This is a genomic window from Edaphobacter dinghuensis (genome assembly GCF_014640335.1).
Classification (GTDB): domain Bacteria; phylum Acidobacteriota; class Terriglobia; order Terriglobales; family Acidobacteriaceae; genus Edaphobacter; species Edaphobacter dinghuensis.
In genome coordinates, this window is the sequence record NZ_BMGT01000001.1 from 406,582 (window position 1) to 425,455 (window position 18,874).

The 18,874-nt window shown below is 59.2% G+C and carries 19 protein-coding genes; 8 read left to right on the forward strand and 11 right to left on the reverse strand.

Annotated elements, in window-relative coordinates; genetic code table 11:
• Positions 1–133 precede the first annotated feature (133 nt).
• The 7 genes from IEW09_RS01565 to IEW09_RS01595 form a co-directional block, all read right to left on the reverse strand.
• Entirely contained in the window at positions 134–805 is a 672-nt protein-coding gene (locus tag IEW09_RS01565) for a Bax inhibitor-1/YccA family protein (protein ID WP_188552405.1), read from the reverse strand.
• A gap of 155 nt (positions 806–960) precedes the next feature.
• Positions 961–1,281 (reverse strand): hypothetical protein, encoded by a 321-nt coding sequence (locus tag IEW09_RS01570; RefSeq protein WP_188552406.1) that lies wholly within the window; start codon positions 1,279–1,281, stop codon positions 961–963.
• A gap of 362 nt (positions 1,282–1,643) precedes the next feature.
• Positions 1,644–3,059 carry an asparagine--tRNA ligase gene (gene asnS, locus IEW09_RS01575; protein ID WP_188552407.1) on the reverse strand — a complete coding sequence of 472 codons (1,416 nt, stop codon included), beginning with the start codon at positions 3,057–3,059 and terminating at the stop codon, positions 1,644–1,646.
• 39 nt (positions 3,060–3,098) lie between these two features.
• Positions 3,099–4,145 carry a dipeptidase gene (locus tag IEW09_RS01580; RefSeq protein ID WP_188552408.1) on the reverse strand — a complete coding sequence of 349 codons (1,047 nt, stop codon included), beginning with the start codon at positions 4,143–4,145 and terminating at the stop codon, positions 3,099–3,101.
• Between the two features lies 1 nt (position 4,146).
• Positions 4,147–5,034 (reverse strand): TIM barrel protein, encoded by an 888-nt coding sequence (locus IEW09_RS01585; RefSeq protein ID WP_188552409.1) that lies wholly within the window; start codon positions 5,032–5,034, stop codon positions 4,147–4,149.
• Between the two features lie 77 nt (positions 5,035–5,111).
• Positions 5,112–5,933 carry a sugar phosphate isomerase/epimerase family protein gene (locus IEW09_RS01590; RefSeq protein WP_188552410.1) on the reverse strand — a complete coding sequence of 274 codons (822 nt, stop codon included), beginning with the start codon at positions 5,931–5,933 and terminating at the stop codon, positions 5,112–5,114.
• A 181-nt stretch (positions 5,934–6,114) separates the two neighbouring features.
• On the reverse strand, positions 6,115–6,807 hold the full coding sequence (locus tag IEW09_RS01595; protein ID WP_188552411.1) for a PEP-CTERM sorting domain-containing protein: 693 nt from the start codon (positions 6,805–6,807) through the stop codon (positions 6,115–6,117).
• A 327-nt stretch (positions 6,808–7,134) separates the two neighbouring features.
• Here IEW09_RS01595 and IEW09_RS01600 point away from each other — a divergent pair, with 327 nt between their 5' ends.
• From IEW09_RS01600 to IEW09_RS01610, 3 genes are read left to right on the forward strand one after another with little or no spacing between them, the layout of a single operon-like run.
• Positions 7,135–7,890, forward strand: a complete 756-nt coding sequence (locus IEW09_RS01600) for a GDSL-type esterase/lipase family protein (protein WP_188552412.1) — start codon at positions 7,135–7,137, stop codon at positions 7,888–7,890.
• Positions 7,891–7,946: 56 nt separating this feature from the next.
• Positions 7,947–8,726: an SGNH/GDSL hydrolase family protein gene (locus tag IEW09_RS01605; RefSeq protein WP_188552413.1), complete on the forward strand. Its 780-nt coding sequence runs from the start codon at positions 7,947–7,949 to the stop codon at positions 8,724–8,726.
• A 16-nt stretch (positions 8,727–8,742) separates the two neighbouring features.
• Positions 8,743–9,255, forward strand: coding sequence for a gamma carbonic anhydrase family protein (locus IEW09_RS01610; protein WP_188552414.1), 513 nt, complete (start codon positions 8,743–8,745; stop codon positions 9,253–9,255).
• A gap of 72 nt (positions 9,256–9,327) precedes the next feature.
• Here the strand turns inward: IEW09_RS01610 and IEW09_RS01615 are convergent, their stop codons facing one another.
• Positions 9,328–10,080: a DUF899 domain-containing protein gene (locus IEW09_RS01615; RefSeq protein WP_188552415.1), complete on the reverse strand. Its 753-nt coding sequence runs from the start codon at positions 10,078–10,080 to the stop codon at positions 9,328–9,330.
• 299 nt (positions 10,081–10,379) lie between these two features.
• Between IEW09_RS01615 and hisS the strand changes: the two genes are divergently transcribed.
• Positions 10,380–11,672: a histidine--tRNA ligase gene (hisS, locus tag IEW09_RS01620; RefSeq protein WP_188552416.1), complete on the forward strand. Its 1,293-nt coding sequence runs from the start codon at positions 10,380–10,382 to the stop codon at positions 11,670–11,672.
• Positions 11,673–11,754: 82 nt separating this feature from the next.
• Positions 11,755–13,575 (forward strand): aspartate--tRNA ligase, encoded by a 1,821-nt coding sequence (gene aspS, locus IEW09_RS01625; protein WP_188552417.1) that lies wholly within the window; start codon positions 11,755–11,757, stop codon positions 13,573–13,575.
• Positions 13,576–13,637: 62 nt separating this feature from the next.
• Here the strand turns inward: aspS and IEW09_RS01630 are convergent, their stop codons facing one another.
• Positions 13,638–14,465, reverse strand: a complete 828-nt coding sequence (locus IEW09_RS01630) for a rhomboid family intramembrane serine protease (RefSeq protein ID WP_188552418.1) — start codon at positions 14,463–14,465, stop codon at positions 13,638–13,640.
• 247 nt (positions 14,466–14,712) lie between these two features.
• On the opposite strand from IEW09_RS01630, the gene IEW09_RS01635 reads away from it, so the two are divergent.
• Together IEW09_RS01635 and IEW09_RS01640 are read left to right on the forward strand one after the other, a co-directional pair.
• Complete coding sequence (locus IEW09_RS01635) at positions 14,713–14,913, forward strand: hypothetical protein (protein ID WP_188552419.1); 201 nt, start codon at positions 14,713–14,715, stop codon at positions 14,911–14,913.
• A 39-nt stretch (positions 14,914–14,952) separates the two neighbouring features.
• The gene (locus tag IEW09_RS01640) at positions 14,953–15,333 is read left to right on the forward strand and encodes a carboxypeptidase-like regulatory domain-containing protein (protein WP_188552420.1); all 381 of its coding nucleotides are present in this window, start codon (positions 14,953–14,955) and stop codon (positions 15,331–15,333) included.
• Positions 15,334–15,407: 74 nt separating this feature from the next.
• Here the strand turns inward: IEW09_RS01640 and IEW09_RS01645 are convergent, their stop codons facing one another.
• On the reverse strand, positions 15,408–15,755 hold the full coding sequence (locus tag IEW09_RS01645) for a cupin domain-containing protein (RefSeq protein ID WP_229739007.1): 348 nt from the start codon (positions 15,753–15,755) through the stop codon (positions 15,408–15,410).
• Positions 15,752–17,407 (reverse strand): acyl-CoA carboxylase subunit beta, encoded by a 1,656-nt coding sequence (locus IEW09_RS01650; protein ID WP_188552421.1) that lies wholly within the window; start codon positions 17,405–17,407, stop codon positions 15,752–15,754. The genes IEW09_RS01645 and IEW09_RS01650 overlap by 4 nt, the downstream gene beginning before the upstream one ends.
• A 140-nt stretch (positions 17,408–17,547) precedes the next feature.
• Here IEW09_RS01650 and IEW09_RS01655 point away from each other — a divergent pair, with 140 nt between their 5' ends.
• A complete protein-coding gene (locus tag IEW09_RS01655) occupies positions 17,548–18,867 on the forward strand; it encodes a Y-family DNA polymerase (protein ID WP_188552422.1) in 1,320 nt (439 codons plus the stop codon).
• Positions 18,868–18,874 lie beyond the last annotated feature (7 nt).

Sequence of the window (18,874 nt, forward strand, 5' to 3'; positions counted from 1 at the left end):
CTCCTGCGGTTGGGACAGATATTACACCTGCAAATAGCTGCAATTTGTTACAGGCTGCGTGTGCTTACTTTCGTGCAAATGAAAGTCGCCCCCGATTGCAGGGGCGACTTGTGGGACGAAGTTGTGTCGGTGCTTAGCTTCTGCTGCGGCGGCCACCCATCAGTTGTAGGACGGCCATGAAGATGTTGATGGCGTCGAGATAAATGGAGAGCGACAGCACGACCGCCGATGCGCCGTTGCCGCCTGCGCGGATGCGGGCGAAGTCGCCTACGGTGAGCAGGGCGAAGATGCCGAGCGTGAGCCAGGAATAGGTGTCCGGCGAGAGGAAGTGGAAGAACATGCTAGCGATGCCGGCGATGATCAACAGCAGCAGCGCGGCAAGTCCGATGCCGGTAATGCGGCGGTAGTTGATGTTGAAGAGATAGGCGATGCAGCCCATGACGGCCATGCCGCATCCGGTGGTGACGGCAGCGTTGAAGACGAGCGCAGTGCCGAAGTTATGGATGTAGCGCTGGATGAGCGGGCCGATCTCCCAGCCCATGAAGTAGGTGAGGACGAGAAACATGCCGAGTGCGAGGCCGGGGCTGGCCTTGCGCGCAAAGCTGATGGCGAAGACGAGTCCGAGGACGACGATGAAGCCGACGAAGGTTCCCCAGGCGGGCGCGGTGGCGACTCCGATGGAGGTGATGAAGAAGCCGACGGAGGTGATGGCGAGCACCTTGGCGAGGAGCGAGGCGGTCTCCTCGCGGGGAACGTCGATGGTGTTGTAGTAGCTGTTGCTGAGGTTGTAGTCGTTCATTGCCATGCGTTTCGCTCCGGAGCGTTGTTAAGTGAAAGTGATTACGGCTCCAAGTCTATGAGACGCCTTTCCGGGAAGTTTGTCATGTCTCGGGATAAGGATTGGCTTCTATCTTAGCGACGGTCTCATTATCACCCAGATAGAAGCCCGGTTTAATTGGTTTAGTCATCGTTATCAGTTTCGGTACGAGTGATTGCAGCTTCGTTAAATCCGACGCCTACCTTGAAACCAACCGGCTTGAGCGGGCCGGGAGTTACGGTGATGGCCAAATCCTCCATCTGCTTCCAACTCGGCTTGTTCTTGTCGTAGTAGCTCGAACACTCATAGATAAGGAACGGAACAACGATATTGGGGTGGATTGCATTACACATCGTTACCATCTCCGACTCACGGTAGCCGGTCATGATGTGCGCGTTTGTACATGTTCTACAGAGCGAATCCGAACCGACCGGAGTTCCGCCCTTGATGTATGCCTTGCCCATGGCGGGCCTTCTCTTTCTAACCGGCGATTGCTGGTGGTTTTGAGGCGTAGCATTGCGGCTGCGCGGGGGCGCATTTTGTTGTGAAAACTATGCGACAGATCTAAGCGTCTTCTTCGCGGGACGACACAGAGATGCTGATTGCTCTTTTTTCCGCTAGTGATTCAATTCGGTGTGATTGCGTAGGGATCGTCCGCCGGAGGCTTAGCGGCAGGTGAGAGGCAAAGCCCGGCGATCGCCGCAGACAAACATCTTCTGTGGTGATCTACGCATCGTGTTGTGCGATTTGATATTCATCGGGCTTCTCCTACGCTTTGTTACTTTGCCAGTTACGAATTGAAAAAGCAAGGGATTTCTTCGGTAAATCACGGATAAATTCTGTTAAGGGTTCTGGCGAAGGGGATGGTTTCGCGGACGTGGTCGAGGCCGCAGAGCCAGGCTACGACTCGCTCGATGCCCATTCCGAAGCCGGCGTGGGGGACGCTGCCGTATTTGCGCAGATCGAGGTACCACTGGAAGGCGGCGAGCGGGAGGTTGTGCTCTTCGATGCGGGACTTGAGTAAGTCGTAACTATCGACGCGTTGCGAGCCGCCGATGATTTCGCCGTAGCCCTCGGGGGCGAGGACGTCGACGCAGAGGGCTTTTGATGGGTCGGTGGGGTCGGGCTGCATGTAGAAGGCCTTGATGGCGGCGGGGTAGCGATGGACCATGACCGGGCGGTCGAACTGGCTGGAGATGTAGGTCTCGTCGGGGGAGCCGAAGTCGTCGCCGTACTGGTGCGGGTTTTCGAGCTTGCCTTCGGCGAAGGCTTTTTCGAGCATGGCGTGGGCTTCGTCGTAGGACAGTCTGGGAAATTTGGCTGTGGTGGCGCCTCTATCCCAGGTCTCAGATGCGAGACCTGGGGCACCCGGTTCTGGGGCTGCTTGTGCGGTGAGGATGGGTTCTAGCTTGGTTACGTCGCGGCCTATCACTTTGAGGTCGGCTCGGTGCGACTCTAAGACACGGCTAACGATGTGGGTGATGAAGGCTTCGGCGAGGTCCATGATGTCGTCGAGGCCGGCGTAGGCTACCTCGGGCTCGATCATCCAGAACTCGGTGAGGTGTCGGCGGGTCTTCGATTTTTCGGCGCGGAACGTCGGGCCGAAGCTGTAGACCTTGCCGAGAGCGAGCGCGGTGGCTTCGATGTAGAGCTGGCCGGACTGCGTGAGGTAGGCCTTGTCGTCGTCGAAGTAGTCCATCTCGAACAACTCACTCGTGCCTTCGCAGGCGTTGGGCGTGAGGATGGGCGGGTCGGTGCGGATGAAGCCGTTGGTGTCGAAATACTCCGCCGCTGCGCGCATGATGGTGGCGCGGACGCGCAGGATGGCCGACTGGCGCGGGGTGCGGAGCCAGAGGTGGCGGTGCTCCATGAGGAAGTCGACGCCAGCTTCTTTGAGCTGGATGGGGAAGGGGGTTTCGTCGGGGACGCGCTGGATGACTTCGACGTCTTCAACATCAAGCTCGTAGCCCGAGGGGGCGCGGCTGTCGGCACGGACCTTGCCGGTGACGCTGAGGCTGGATTCGAGCGTGAGGCTCTTGAGCGTCTCGAAGACCGCTTCGGGAACAGCGGCCTTGGGGACGATGCCCTGAATGGTGCCGGTGCCGTCGCGGAAGATGGGGAAGAGGAGCTTGCCCGATGCGCGCAGGTTGTAGAGCCAGCCGCGCAGCGTGACGGTCTGGCCTTCGTGCTGCGAGAGGGAGGCGATGGTGGCTACGGCCGGGGTAGTGGCATTCGGTTCCATAGAGCTATCAGTTTACGCGGTTTGCGAATGGCTCGATGACTAGCGGAGGGAGAGACGGAGGACGCGCATCCAGTTTTTGTAGGCGATTTTTTCGAGGTCTTCGTCGTCGAAGCCGTGCTGGCGCAGCGCTTCGATGAGGTGAGGGAGGCCGCTGGCGTCGCCGATGGGCGCGGGGATAGTGGCGCCGTCGAAGTCGGAGCCGATGGCGACACGGTCGATGCCGAGACGGTCGACGAGGTAGGCGATGTGCTGCGCGACGAGGGTGAGTGGCGTGTCTGCGTTGCGTTGGCCGTCAGGACGGACGTCTCCGACGGAGAAGTTCATGCCGACGACGCCGTTGGATTCGCGGATAGCGTCGAGTTGGCGGTCGGTGAGGTTGCGGGCCGTAGGAGAGATGGCGTGGACGCAGGTGTGGGTGACGACGAGCGGCGATTTGGTGAGGGCGGCGACGTCCCAGAAGCCGCGCTCGTTGAGATGAGCGAGGTCGATCATGACGCCGAGGCGGTTGCACTCGCGGACGAGATCTTTTCCGGCAGGCGTGAGGCCGGGGCCGGTGTCGGGCGTGCGCGGATAGGCGAAGGGAACGCCGTGACCGAAGATGTTGGGGCGGCTCCAGACGAGGCCGAGCGAGCGCAGGCCGGAGCGATAAAGCTCGCCTAGTTCATGAAGCTCGGGACCGATGGGGTCTGCTCCTTCCATGTGGAGGAGGATCGCGAAGGCATCGTCGCGGTGGGCCTGCTCGATCTGGTCGACGGTGGTGGCGATGCGGATTTTGCCGAGGGAGCGATGTTCGACAGATCGCAGCGCGGCGAGTTGGAGAGTGATCTCTTTGTAGGTGGCTACGGGATCGAGTGGTGCAGCCATGCGGACTTCGTAGCCGGTCTCGGTGATAGTGAGGTCTTCGGCTGCGTTGTATTTGCCGAAGACGCCAAGCGCGAAGAAGCCGCCGAACATTCCGCCAGCCTGAGCACGGGGGAGATCGAGGTGGCCAGTGGCGGAATGTTCGAGGAAGTCGATACCGTCAGGGCGGTACTCGCGGAGATGCTGAACAACGTCGTTGTGTCCGTCGAAGATTTTAATCGGCATCTTATATGTGATTTACAAGGGCTTGCTCATGCAATGCCTGCAAGCGCGCTGCCTTCAGTATGGTGAGGGGATCGCCCGCCGGAAAGAACTCCATGGCGATGAACTTGTCGTACTTTAGCTGCGCGAGTTTTTTATAGATGTTGGCGTAGTCGATCTCGCCTGTACCAGGTTGGTTGCGGTTGGGCACGTCGGCGATGTGGACGAGGCCGACAAGATCGAAGTTCTGTTCGAGTTTCTCGATGAGGTTTCCGGCTGCGCGTTGCTCGTGGTAGAAGTCGTACAACACTTTGACGTGCGGACTTGCCACATCGCGAACGATAGCAAACCCCTGGCTGACGCTTTTCATATACATCGTCGGATTTTCGATGGGGTCGATAGGTTCGAGGACGATCTGAATGTTGTTGACTGCGGCAAGATCGGCGACTCGCTTCAGGTTCTCGACACTCGCTGTATGTTGCGCCTCAGAGGACAAGCCATCGATGCGTGGGCCGGACTTGAGATTAATCTGCGGGCTCTGAAGAGCTTTTGCAAATTCGAATTGCGCCTTCAAATCGGCAAGAAAGTTCTCCGCTCCGTTTGGATCGGCGAATCCTGCTTTGACCCCGCTGATCATGTCGAAGTGGAGGTTGAGCGAGCGCATCTTCGCCATGATGCGCCGAGTTTCGTCAACGGACCACTTGCGAAATTCGCCAATCAGCTCGACGCCTTCATAGCCGGCGGCAGAGACGATCTCAAGACAGCGATCGAAGGGCGCCTGCTTTTCGATGGTCCAGAGCTGAACGGAAAAGCGAAATCCATGAGAAGAGGCTGGGGCCTGGGCCTGCGAACGCGGAAGTGCCTGCGCAACACCTGCTGCGGCAATCAATTGGCTAAACTGGCGACGGTTCATGACCTTCCATATTACCCGGCAAAGGCACTCGCAGAGATGATGCCAGAGATCTGCCGTCTCGTCTCAGGACGAAAGAGCTACTCGAAGAGCTTCCACGAGTTCGCCGCTTTCGCCGCCACGCTTTCAGCGGTCTCTTCGAGATCATGGGCGATTTCGAGAATGCCTAAGGTCGTTGGCGGCAGCGTGGCGATGTGCTTGGCTACGTTCTTCCAGTCGATCTTGCCGCTGCCAGGCCAGAGGTGGTCGTCCCTCGTGCCCTGGTTGTCGTGCAGGTGCAGCTCTGCGATACGCGACTTGAGCAGCTCGAACGCTGCGTCGATGCCGCCGTCGCTTAGATGTGCGTGGCCGACATCGAGCGTGATGCCTACGTTGTCGAAGTGGCCTACTCGGAGAATCTCTAACAGGTGCTCGGGAGTGGTGACCTCATTCTGCAAATTTTCGAGCAGGATCTTTACGCCGAGAGGATGAGCGAAGGCCTTGAGATGCTCGATGGCGGTGAGCGAATTTTCAAGCGCGCGGGTGTTCCAGCGCTCGTCCTTAAGGCCGAGATGGAGGGTGATGGCGCGGAAGGGGATCTGCTCGGCTGACTCGATGGCGCGCTTCACCTCGTCCATAGCGTCGATGCGGCGCGACTTTTCGGGATCGATAAGGTTAAGCGTGGGAGCGACATGGCGGCTCCACTCGGCATCGGCGTAGAGCGGCTGGTGCAGCGTGGCAGCGACGTCGTTGGATTGAAACCAGGAAGCAAGCTCACGGACGACGGAGCGGTCGGCGTAGTCGAAGTGGTGACGCACGGCAAAGACTTCGATGGCCTGAGCGCCGCTGTGGTGCATGGCGTCGAGCAGACCGGAGTGCAGGCGCTGCTGAAGAAAGACGTGAGTGGAGATTCCGGGTTGCATCACTCTCCAAAATACAAGAGTGCAGGCGTTGAAGATATGGAGGGAACCGAAGATCGAACCCCCCACCCCTCAGAGGAGAGTAGTCAGAGTTGCTGCATCCGTGGAGTACCCTCCTTGCAAAAGAACTAGCGGCTACAGCGTTGCGGCTGTAGCCGTTCGCTCCTGGTGCACCCTTGATCCATCAAGCGAGGAATCTGCGACGGGCTACGCCGACCAGACCCAGAAGGCCGGTACCGAGCAGGGTAATCGTCCCAGGCTCGGGGGTTGGGCTTGTTTGTTGTGGAAGAAGGCCAATGGTGAAGCCGTTCCAGTATTCGGGGTTCGCAGTGGTAAAGGAGAGTGAAGTGATGGGCCCTCCGGAGAAGACGATGGTTCCGTCTCCCTCATGGCCGATCATGGTGTCTCCACTCTGGGTGATGCAACTGCCACCGTAGACGACGTTTGGACCGCAGGCCACAATGCTGAAGCCGTCATTGAAGGTGTAGTTTGTACCAATCCCGGCTTGGCCGAGACTGACCTCAGAGAGGACAAGGCCGCTGACAGGAGTGGAAAAGGTAAACGTATCGGTCACTCCGGCAAGGCCGTCGATACCGATCATGCCGCCATTGGTGGAAGCATTGCCCACGACTCCGCCGACATAGGTGGAGGTGGGTTGGAAGTAATTGAAGTTGCCGGCGTTGGAAACATTAACGAACTGAAGTTCACCAACGTAGGTGACGTTAACGCTGCCAATGGTGCCGGTTTCGATTCCAGCTATGGGGCTGAGCACCGTTGGCGTATTCCAGGTAGCCCAAGTGACTGTATCTGCAAAGGCGGTTGGAAGCGCAGCCATTAAAAACAGGCTGAGGAGAAGGCGAAGAGAGACGAGGCGCATAAAGGGAAGGCTCCAGCAGGAGGATTTTTTTGCATGGCCCGGTAATATGAATGGCGCACGTTAACGGCCACTCTTGCCGCGTTCTAACTGCTGGCCGGATGACACTTAGTGCAAGAACCGGATATCCTCCGGCAGGAGTCTATGCAGGGTTTTGCGTGAAATGAGCAAACCTCCAAGGAAAATACTTATCCCATTGGGAGATCTGCGATTACAGATGACGAGAGTTCGGCAGAGCGTTGCGCTCTCTCGCCGCCGCATTCCTCTTCACGAAATCTTCACGAACAATTTTTTACAGAGCATCTTTTTGCAGAACGAAGGAGCCGGTAGATGACTGTGACGCGTATTCTCGCCAAACTGCTTTCTGGTGTGGTTCTCTTGCCTGTTGTCGTCTGGGGGCAAGCGACTGTCGCTCCTGCACCCTCTACAGCCGACATGGCCAGAACGATCGCCGCGATGCAGGCGAAACTGGCGGACTGGCCTCAGTTAGAGCACTATCGCACAGCCAATGCCGCGCTGCCTCCCGTCGCTGCGGGCGAGCAGCGCGTGATCTTCTTCGGAGCATCGGTAGCGGAGTTCTGGAGCACCCGGGGCGCGCCGTTCTTTCCCGGCAAGCCTTATATCGATCGCGGCATCGGAGGACAAAACTCGGCGCAGATGCTGGTGCGGTTTCGACAGGATGTGATCAACCTGCATCCGGCGGCGGTCGTGTTCCTGGAGGGCACGAATGATGTCTCCCAGAACATGACGGCGGAGATGTCGGAGAACAACTGGCAGTCGATCATCGAGCTGGCGAAGGCAAATGGGATTCCGATGATCCTGACCTCGATAACACCCTCAACCCATTTTCCCTGGAAACCCGAGATGCACCCGGCAGAGACGATTCGCCAGTTGAACGCGTGGCTGAAGGACTATGCCGCCAACCATTCGCTGATCTACCTGGACTTCTACCCTGCGCTGGCCAACGCTGACGGCGGCATGAAGGCCGACCTTACGGTAGACGGCGTTCATCCGAACAAGCAGGGCTATGCGGCGATGGCTCCTCTGGCACAGGCGGGCATCGATCAGGCGCTTGGCCGGCGGTAGCAGATCGCGGCGGTAAGCTTTTCAAGAAGCAAAATTTACAACTGTGGAGAGATGGAATGAAGATGTTTGCCCGTGCTTTTCTGCTCGCGTGTGTCCCCTTGCTGACGGCTGGCGTCTATGGCCAGACGGCGGCTCCAGCTTCGACGGCAGCTCCGGCGACCGACGCTGCAACAGCAAAAGAGATCGCCAGCATGAAAGCAAAGCTGAATGACTGGCCGGCGCTGGATCGCTATCGCGCGGAGAACGCCGCGCTGCCCCCGGTCGCTGCGGGCGAGCAGCGCGTGGTCTTCTATGGCGACTCGATTACCGACGGCTGGGGCCGTCGTCCAGGGACAGGCACCTTCTTTCCGGGCAAGCCTTACATCAACCGCGGCATCAGCGGACAGACCACGCCGCAGATGGTGGTGCGTTTTCGTCAGGATGTGATCGATCTGCATCCGGCAGCAGTGCTGATTCTGGCGGGAACGAACGACGTTGCCGGAAACACCGGGCCGATGACGCCGGAGATGACAGAGGACAACTTCCGCTCCATGGCCGATCTGGCCCATGCGAACGGTATCAAGGTGATCCTTGCCTCAATCACGCCTGCGTTCGATTATCCGTGGAAGCGCGGGATGGAGCCTGCACCGAAGATTCGCGCAATTAACGCGTGGCTGAAAGACTATTGCGAGCAGCACGGATACACCTATCTGGACTACTACACGTCGCTGACGGATTCGGAAGGCGGCATGAAGCCGGGCATCAGCTTCGACGGTGTGCACCCCAACGAAAAGGGCTACGCGATCATGGCTCCCCTGGCGCAGGCGGCAATCGACAAAACTTTGGGAGCCCAGTGACGGGTAGAATCGCTGCATGATCCGCAGTTATCAGGGAATTACGCCCACCGTGCCGAGCAGTTGCTACGTCGACGTCTCGGCACAGGTGATCGGCGATGTCGTTCTGGGCGAGCAGGCGAGTATATGGATGAACGCCGTTGTGCGCGGCGACGTGAACTCCATCCGCATCGGCGCGAAGAGCAACGTGCAGGATTGCGCAGTGCTGCACGGGATGCGGAATCTGTATCCGGTCATTGTGGGCGAGATGGTGACGATCGGCCACAATGCTACCGTGCATGGATGCGTGCTCGAAGACGCAGTGCTGGTGGGCATTGGCGCAACGATCCTGAATAACGCCCGCATCGGCGAGGGCAGCATCATCGCCGCCGGAGCGGTGATTCCGGAGCAGATGGTGATTCCGCCGAACTCACTGGTAGCAGGCGTTCCGGGCAAAATTCGCCGCACCCTTGGCGATGAAGATCGCAAGCTGATCCTGAAGTATGCCCAGAACTATCTCGACTACACGGCGATTTATCTGGCTGAAAAATAGCGAATCAATTGCTCCCGACAACTTGCCGGGAGCAATCCGCACTCTTCCACAGATGCGACGCACCTGGCGAAATTACAGGTTTAGGAGCTCCATGCCCTTCTCAATCGTTTTGGTCAGTCCGGCGTCCTCGCTGCCATAAGCATCGTGCCACCGCCACCACTTGTAGCGAGGCGTCTGCGGATAGCCCTCCGGAGAATCCTCCCAATCCTCCTGTCGTCCCAGCGGCGTGACATCCAGGTAATTCCACACGCTGCCCATGACTTCATCGCCACGGTTGTTGATGAAGTACGTGCGGAAGATCTTGTCGTTTTCGTCGCGGAAGAAGACGTTGTGCCCGTGCCACTGGTCCACGCCGAAGTCCTTATCGAAGTCGTCGGTAATGGTGTACCAGGGAATTCTCTCCCAGCCCATGCGCTGTTTTAAACGGGCAATGTTTTCCTGCGATCCGCGCGAGGCATAGGCCAGCGTGGTGTTTCGCGCGTGCAGGTGCGAGAGGTGCGAGACCTGGTCCGCGCCCAGCGAGCAACCGACACATGCATGGTCGGGCCAGCCGTAGACGTCTGAATCGTAGAAGGCGCGATAGAGCACAAGCTGCCGTCGGCCTTCAAAGAGATCGAGCAGCGAGACCTTCCCCTGCGCGCCTTCGAAGACATAATCTTTCTCGACCGCAAGCCACGGCATCCGCCGCCGCTCTGCCGCCAGCGCGTCGCGTGAGCGAGTGTGCGCCTTCTCTTTGACCAGCATCTCCTCCCACGCCTTCTGCCATTGCTCCGCCGACACTACCGGAGGTTTCTTCATCGCTGCGGTCTGCTCATTACTGATCATTGCTTCCTCCCTCTCCTTGTTGGCGCTCACGCGCTTTTTTGTTCCATAGTTTCGTTACGGTAAGCGCAGAAACGCCGCCCGTCGAGACAACACCTGCCGCAATCCATACCGCTGTGCTTATGCAAAAGGGACACATGACTACCTCCCTGCCCGTTCCATCGTTGCCATGAGGTCAATATATTCCCATTTAGGAATATGTCAAGCCGCAGGAAGAGGAAAAAATACGTGCCAGAACCAGCTCAGGGAGAGATTGGCTCCTTATCTCGCGGAAGTGGCAGATTCGTTACACTTAAAGAACAATGGCAATTTTGAAAGCAGTGCGCGGGACACGGGACCTGTTGCCGCCGGAGACGGCGTTGTGGAACCGGGTGGAGGCTACAGCACGGGCGGTCTTCGCTCGTTATGGCTTTGGTGAGATTCGGACGCCGATCTTTGAGGCGACGGAGCTGTTTGCGCGGGGCGTGGGCGAGGAGACGGATATCGTCTCCAAGGAGATGTACACGTGGGAGGACCGCGGACGGGCTGACAGTGATCGCGGCCAAAGCCTGACCCTGCGGCCTGAGAATACGGCTGGTGTGGTTCGCGCCTATATCGAGCACAAGATGGCCGATACGGGGATGCTGCAGAAGCTCTTCTATATAGGACCGCAGTTTCGCCGCGAGCGGCCGCAGCGGGGACGGTACCGGCAGTTCTGGCAGATCGGCGCGGAGGTGCTGGGACCGGCGTGGTCTGGCTCCGACAGCGCGTTGCGCGACGCCGAGGTGCTGGAGATGCTGGCTACCCTTCTGGATGAGCTTGGCATCAAGGGCTGGCGGCTGGCTTTGAACTCGGTCGGTTCTTCGAAGGACAGGCCGCGATATGTTGCCGCGCTGCGTGAGGCGCTGGCTCCGGTGAAGCACCTGATGTGCGAGGACAATCAGCGGCGGGCGGAGACCAATCCGCTGCGAGTGCTGGACTCGAAGGACCCGAACGATCAGGAGATCATCAACGGGCTGCCGAAGATTGCCGATTATCTCGACGACGCTTCACGGGAGCACTTTGAGCAGGTAAAGGCGGCGCTCGATGCCTGCGGCGTGGCGTACACCGTCGAGCCGAGGCTGGTGCGCGGGCTGGACTACTACACGCGCACGACCTTTGAGTTCACCGTGCCCGATGGCAGCGGGCTGGGCACGCAGAACGCCCTGCTGGGCGGCGGACGCTACGACGGTCTGAGCGAGATGCTGGGCGGGCCGAAGGCTCCGGGAATTGGCTTTGCCATCGGCGAGGACCGTCTGATTTTGACGTTGCAGGCGCAGGCGGAAGAAGCGGCAGTCCAGAAAATGGACATATTCATCGCGCCAATGGGCGTGGAGCGCAATGCCGAGGCGCTGCGGCTGGCGCAGGAGCTGCGGCGGGCTGGGCTTTCGGTCGAGGTCGGCGATGGAGCCTTTCGCCTGAAGAAGTCGTTCGAGGCGGCGGACAAACTGGCGCGGCGGATGGTCATTCTCGGCGAGGACGAGCTTGCGTCCGGTATTCTGACAGTGAAGGACTTTGCGGCTGGCGAGCAGACGAAGGTTCCGCGCAGTGAGCTGGCCGAGGCTTTGCGCCGGTAGATTGCGGCAGATTTGATGAGCAGATAACAAAAAATCCGGTGAGCTGCGTTCCGCCACCGATATCACTAGCAAGGGAATTACAGTGCTTGATTTTCTAGGGAATTTGCAGCGCACGCACAAGTGCGGAGAGCTTCGTGTAGAGCAGGATGGCCAGGACGTTGTCCTGATGGGATGGGTGAACCGTCGGCGCGACCACGGCAACCTGATCTTTCTCGATGTGCGCGACCGCACCGGCATCACGCAGGTGGTGCTGGACAAAGAGATCTCGGGCGAGGCCCATGCCAAGGCTGAGGCAGCGCGGTCGGAGTACGTTGTCGCGGTGAAGGGCAAGGTACGGCGGCGCGAGGCTGGCCTCGAGAATCCGAACATGGCGACCGGCGGCATTGAGGTCGTCGCGCACGAGCTGCTGCTGCTGAACGAGTCGAAGACGCCTCCGTTCTCTCCTGCGGAAGATGCGATCGGCAACGAAGAGGTGCGGCTGAAGTATCGCTATCTCGACCTGCGGCGCACGGAGATGCAGCACAACTTCGAGCTGCGCAGCAAGGTAGCGATGGCCATTCGCAACTATCTTGTCGAGCAGGGATTTCTCGAGATCGAGACGCCGTTTATGACGCGCTCGACGCCCGAGGGCGCACGCGATTATCTCGTTCCCAGCCGCGTTCATGCGGGCAGCTTTTACGCGCTGCCGCAGTCGCCGCAGATCTTCAAGCAGATCCTGATGATCTCTGGCTTCGACCGCTACTTCCAGGTCGCGCGCTGCTTCCGCGACGAAGATCTTCGCGCAGATCGCCAGCCGGAGTTCACGCAGATCGACCTCGAGATGACGTTCCCGCAGCAGGAGACGATCTTCCATGTCGTCGAAGGATTTCTGACCGCCGCCTTCAAGGCCGCTGGCATCGCGCTGACGACTCCGTTTGTGCAGATGACGTATGACGAAGCGATCAAGAACTACGGCATCGACAAGCCGGACATGCGCCTGCCAGCGATGGTCTCGCTGAGCGATGAGCTGACGCCAGAGCTGCGCGAGACGCTGAAGATTGAGCAGGGCCTGCCCGTGCTTGGGTTTGTCATCCCCAACGTTGGCACGTTGAGCGGCACCGCACGAAAGGGCTTGCAGGAAGAGGTTCGCGGCGGCTTCGGCGACAGCGGGCTTGATCTGCTGGATGTCGTCCGGCTGAAGACGAACGCGACGTTCGCTCCGCTGGCCGAGGCGGTTGAGACGAAGCTGTCTGCTGCGCCCGATGACCTGCTCGTCGTGGTGACGCCAAAGCTGGGAACACCGGCGAAGTGGAACCACGATCCGCAGTGGATCTACAAGCGCGTCGGCGCGCTGCGTCTGCAACTGGCGCAGAAGTTTGCGGACAAGCATGGCCGCTTTGCCAAGACCGGTACCGAGGCCGACTACAAATTTGCCTGGGTCACAGACTTCCCGATGTACGAGTGGGACGAAGAGGCGAAAGTGTGGAACGCAGCGCACCATCCCTTCACGTCGCCGCATGAAGAGGACATCAAGGCGGGCCGCCTGACCAACGACAAGGGCGCGGTTCGTGCGCTGGCTTACGACATCGTTCTGAACGGCACGGAGCTTGGCTCGGGTTCGATCCGTATCCACCGGCAGGATGTACAGGCAGAGATCTTCCGCTCGCTCGGCATGACCGATGCCGAGGCAAAGGAGCGTTTCGGCTTCTTCCTCGACGCGCTGGAGTACGGCACGCCTCCACACGGCGGCATTGCGCTGGGCCTCGACCGCATCGTGATGATCCTTGCCGGAGCAAGCAGCCTGCGCGAAGTCATCGCCTTCCCGAAGACGGCAAAGGCGATTGACCTGATGGTCGATGCGCCGACTCCCGTGAGCGACCAGCAGATGCGCGAGCTGCACCTGCGAACCGTCACACGCACCTAACCGGAGATGCATTTAAACAAGAGAGGCCACTCCGCAATGGAGTGGCCTCTCTGTTGCTGCGATTAGTTCATCCAGCGCTTGTCGTTGGGATCTTTGCGCAGCTCATCGGGATCGATATAGCGGCCATCCTTGTCGAAGTGAACCTCGCGGTTCTGCTTGCGCATATAAACCTCGAACTTCTTTGCAGCACGGCGACGCTTCCAGCGGTAGTAGTCGTTTCTCACGCCGAAGTAGCGCTCACTCATGCCCAGCGCCATTCCCCGGCGCGGCGCAAACTTTGTGTACACGTAGCCCATCAACGCACCCGAAAGCTCGGTGAGGGCTCCGAAGCGGTCGTCGCCTTTCAGCAGAATGGCGATGCAGAGAACGATATAAATCCAGACCAGGTACTTCGCCTTCATGCGGACAAAGAAGAAGAACAGTATCTCTTGATCGCCGGCGATGACCGAGAAGGCCACCATCAGCGCGAAGATCGGTGACCAGGCACCCAGCGTAATCAGCTCCGGCCGAAGCCCAAACAGATGTACCAGCGTAAGCAGCGCTGCCAGCAGCCCTCCGGCAGCGGTCGAGAAGAGATAAAGCTCCATCAGCCAGCGAGAGCCACGCAGGTCTTCGAGGTACGCGCCGATAAACCACAGCGTCAGCATGGCGAAGAGCGTGCCCAGAATTCCCATCGGCAGAAAGCCATAGGTAAACAGCTGCCAGACCTCGCCGCGAAAGACGGCAGCGGGAACCAGCGCGAGATGCCCGAGCAGGATGCCGATGGGCCGAGGCGCCGCCCATCCGAATACCGCAAAGCCAAAGAAGGCGATGAGGTTGGCAAAGACGAGACGGCGTGTCGCCCCTGCAAAGGGCGGTAGCGCTAACGACATGGGGCCGGGACGAGCCATCGAATCTATATCTCTATTTCAACACGAATACCGTGCGAGCGTTTCCATCGTCTAACCGATTGCGTCAGGCTTCCCGCAATGGAAACCTGTACGATTGGCGATCAAATGCTCAATCGGAAACCGTGGCAAAAACACGTGCTTGACGAACGCGCCGGATGACCGCTAAATAGAAGATTGATGCGTCTGCGTGCACCGCTCCTACATCGTATAGGCGAGCAGCAGGCCCAAACCCCCGGAGGCTCCGACCATGGCTGTTGTATGTCCCGAATGCGATAACCCGATTGTCATCGATACCGATGAGGTAGAAGAAGGCGAGACGTTGCAATGCGACGAGTGCGGTCTCGATCTCGAAGTCGTATCGGTCGATCCGCTGGAGCTTGCCCCTATCGATGACTCCGGCTACGACGACGAAGATTCGGCCCCGATGCTGGATGAGGAAGATGAGTAACGTCTGCTCCGTCAAAGAGTAAGCCGTATACTGATGCCTATGAAGCGTACTCGTCTTTCGCTCCGTTCCCTTACCGGCAGAATGACCCTGGCTACTTGTCTGGCTGCGTCATGCTGTCTGGTGCTGCCTCAGATCTCCGTTGCGCAGAACCGCGGCCCCGTGCAGCGCACCATCGACGGCAAGGTTGTTGACAAGTCGGACGCTCCTCTCAAAGGAGCCGTCGTCTATCTCAAGGATGACCATACCCTTTCGGTGATGAGCAAGATCACAGGCGCCGACGGCACCTATCGCTTCGGCCAGCTCTCGCAAAACACCGACTACGAGCTGTGGGCCGAGAGCAACGGCAAGAAGAGCAAAACCAAGAACATTAGCTCCTTCGAGAGCCGAAATGCCTTTCACTTCAACCTCAAGGTGGACTGAAAGTCAGTTGAAGAAGAGCGCTGAACTTATCAACGCTCTTTTTCATCCCATCTTTTATCGCGCTGGAGCAGGGCTCAATCGGCCCGTTCCACGCGATCACCGTGGCTCGGCGGCTGGCTCGTCACCAGAAAACGTGCGCTCCTCCCGCTCCGGTTGAACACCTGGTGCACCCTTCCTGGAGCAACCTCGACTCCCTCCCCCACACGCAGCACAAACTCTTCGCGCTCGACCTCCATCGTCAGCTCTCCTTCAAGCACATAGAAAAACTGGCGCGCTCGCATATGAAAATGACGCCGCTCGCTCGCACCCGGCGGCATCTTCTCTTCAATAATGTTCAGCTCATCCGTGCGAACGAGATACCAGCCGTCGCAGCCATCGCCCCAACGATAGTGCTCGGCATCGACCGCTCTGACCGACTTCACAGCGGTATGTTCCCGTGTTTTTTGGCGGGGTTTTTATCTCGTTTCGTCGCCAGCATATCAAGCGCGGAGTTCAGACGCCGTCGCGTCTCGCTGGGCCGAATCACAGCATCGATATATCCGCGCTCCGCCGCGACATAAGGATTGGCAAACCGCTCGCGAAAGTCCTCCACCTTCTCTTTACGCGCCTCGGCCAGAACCTCGAGCTTCTGCTCCTCGCTGAGAGAGACGCCCTGCGGCATGACCGCTTCAGCACGGCGCAGCGTAGCGTCCAGCTCGCGCTTGTAGACGATATTGACCGCGCCCTCCGGCCCCATCACGGCAATCTCCGCCGTCGGCCACGCAAGATTTACATCGGTGCGAAGATGCTTCGAGCTCATCACGCAATACGCTCCGCCATAGGCCTTGCGCGTAATCACCGTCAGCTTCGGCACCGTCGCCTCGGCAAACGCATACAACAGCTTTGCGCCATGACGAATGATGCCGCCATGCTCCTGCTGAATGCCCGGCAAAAAGCCAGGCACATCCTCAAACGTAATCAGCGGAATGTTGAAGGCATCGCAGAACCGCACAAACCGCGCACCCTTCACGCTGGCGTCAATGTCGAGCACACCGGCAAGGTACGCCGGTTGATTAGCCACAATTCCCACAGACCGTCCCGCCATTCGTGCAAAACCGACGACGATATTCCGTGCAAAGTGCTCCTGCACCTGAAAGAAATAGCCATCATCGACCACACGCGAGATGACATCGACCATGTCATACGGCTGATTGCTCTCTTCGGGAACGATACTGTCGAGCGCAACATCGGCGCGCGCAGCATCGTCCTGCGTCATCTTGCGCGGAGGGTCATCGAGGTTGTTCGACGGTAGAAAACCCAACAGCTCACGCACCATCGCAAGGCACTCCTGATCGTCGTGCGCCATAAAGTGCGCCACGCCGGAGATCTCGTTGTGCGTCACTGCGCCGCCCAGAGCGTCCTTGGTCACGTCTTCATGCGTTACGGTCTTGATGACATCCGGCCCGGTGACAAACATGTAGCTCGTCTTCTCCGTCATCAAAGTGAAGTCTGTAATCGCAGGCGAATACACCGCCCCGCCTGCGCACGGTCCCAGTATGGCCGAGATCTGCGGCACCACTCCGCTAGCGAGCGTATTGCGCAGAAAGATGTCCGTATAACCAGCCAACGAGACGACGCCTTCCTGAATGCGCGCGCCGCCCGAATCGTTTAACCCAACAATCGGTGCTCCTACCTTCATCGCCATGTCCATGATCTTGACGATCTTCGCGGCGTTCGCCTCCGACAGCGAACCGCCAAAGACGGTGAAGTCCTGCGCGAAGACAAAGACCACACGCCCCTGCACGCGCCCATAGCCGGTGATAAATCCATCGCCGGGAACGCGCTGCGCGTCCATGCCAAAATCGGTCGCGCGATGCGTAACAAACTTATCGGTCTCTTCAAACGTGCCTTCGTCCAACAAAAACTCGACGCGCTCTCGCGCAGAGAGTTTGCCCGCCTTGCGCTCACGCTCGCGCCGCTCCACGCCTCCGCCCTCCTCGGCAATTGCGTGGCGCACGGCAAGCTCGGCGAGTTTGGATTGATGCAATCCTGATTTAGCAGCAGGCGATGCGACAGATTGATCGGAATGGCCCATAGAAGAGCGATTCTAGCAGCGGCACCTCTCAATCAGCAGTCCTTACAGATAGCTCCAAGACGTATTTCCGCATCTCTCTAAACCGAGACGCTAGCCGCGAGAAGCGAATATAAAGCGAATATAATAGACATAACTGGTCGATGGCTTTTCCACCCCAACCCGATCGCTTCACCTTCCTGCACGTCGATCTGAACAGCTTCTTCGCGTCGGTCGAGCAGCAGTTGCACCCGGAGTATCGCGGTCGCCCGCTCGCCGTCGTCCCCACAATGGCGGACACGACCTGCTGCATCGCTGCAAGCTACGAGGCAAAGAGACTGAAGATCAAGACCGGCACGCAGGTAGGCGAAGCCAAACGCATCTGCCCGGACATTGTGCTGATCGAAGGAGATCATGCAGTCTACTCCGACTACTCCGCACGCATTGCCAAGGCGGTAGAACTGGTCTGCCCGGTCGCTCACACACCTTCCATCGATGAGATGTCCTGCGAGCTAATGGGCCGCGAGCAGGAGCCGCCTCGAGCGAGAAAGATCGCGCTCGAGATCAAGCAGTCGATCTACAAGAATGTCGGCGAGGCGCTGCGCTGCTCTATTGGGATGGCTCCCAACCGCTACCTCGCCAAGATTGCCAGCGATATGCAGAAGCCCGACGGCCTCATCGGTCTGCTGCCATCGCAACTGCCTCGCGCCATCGCTCACCTCGAACTGCGCGACCTGCCCGGCGTAGGCGCACGAACCGAAGCACGCCTCAACGCGAAGGGCATCACCACGATGGAGCAGCTTCTCGCGCTCGATCGCAATGGCATGCACAAGCTCTGGGACAGCGTCTGGGGCGACCGCCTCTACCATTGGCTGCGCGGCGCAGAGAGCGGCGACGACGGCGCACCCGTCAGCAGCGGCATACAAAAATCGCTGGGCCACTCCCACGTGATGGCGCCCGAGTTCCGCACGCCGGAAGGCGCATGGGCCGTCGCACATAAATTGCTGCACAAAGCAGCGATGCGTCTTCGCATGGAAAACTTCTACACCGGCTCCATGGCGGTGACGATACGCTTCTCCCTCACCAAAGAGCAGGCTGCGCGCATCAAGGCCAAGCGCCACTTCAGCGGCCTCACTCACTCCGGCTGGGGCATGGAGGCACGCTTCCGCGACTGCCGCGACACCCTGACGCTGCTCGAAGTGCTGCGCGGCATATGGAGCCAGCGCCCACAAGGTGCGGAGTTTCAGCGGCCTTTCTTCGTCGGCGTCACGCTGCGCAATCTCATTCCTGAGAATGAATATCAGACAGAGCTCTTCGTCGATCCCAACAACCGCGCCGAGCTCTCCGCCACCATGGACAAGCTCAACCTCAAGTACGGCCACACCACGCTGCACTTCGCCGGGATGCTGCCCGCACGCGAATCCGCACCGACGCGCATTGCCTTCACGCAGATCCCCGTGCAGTACGGCGTCGACTACATGTAAAAAAATT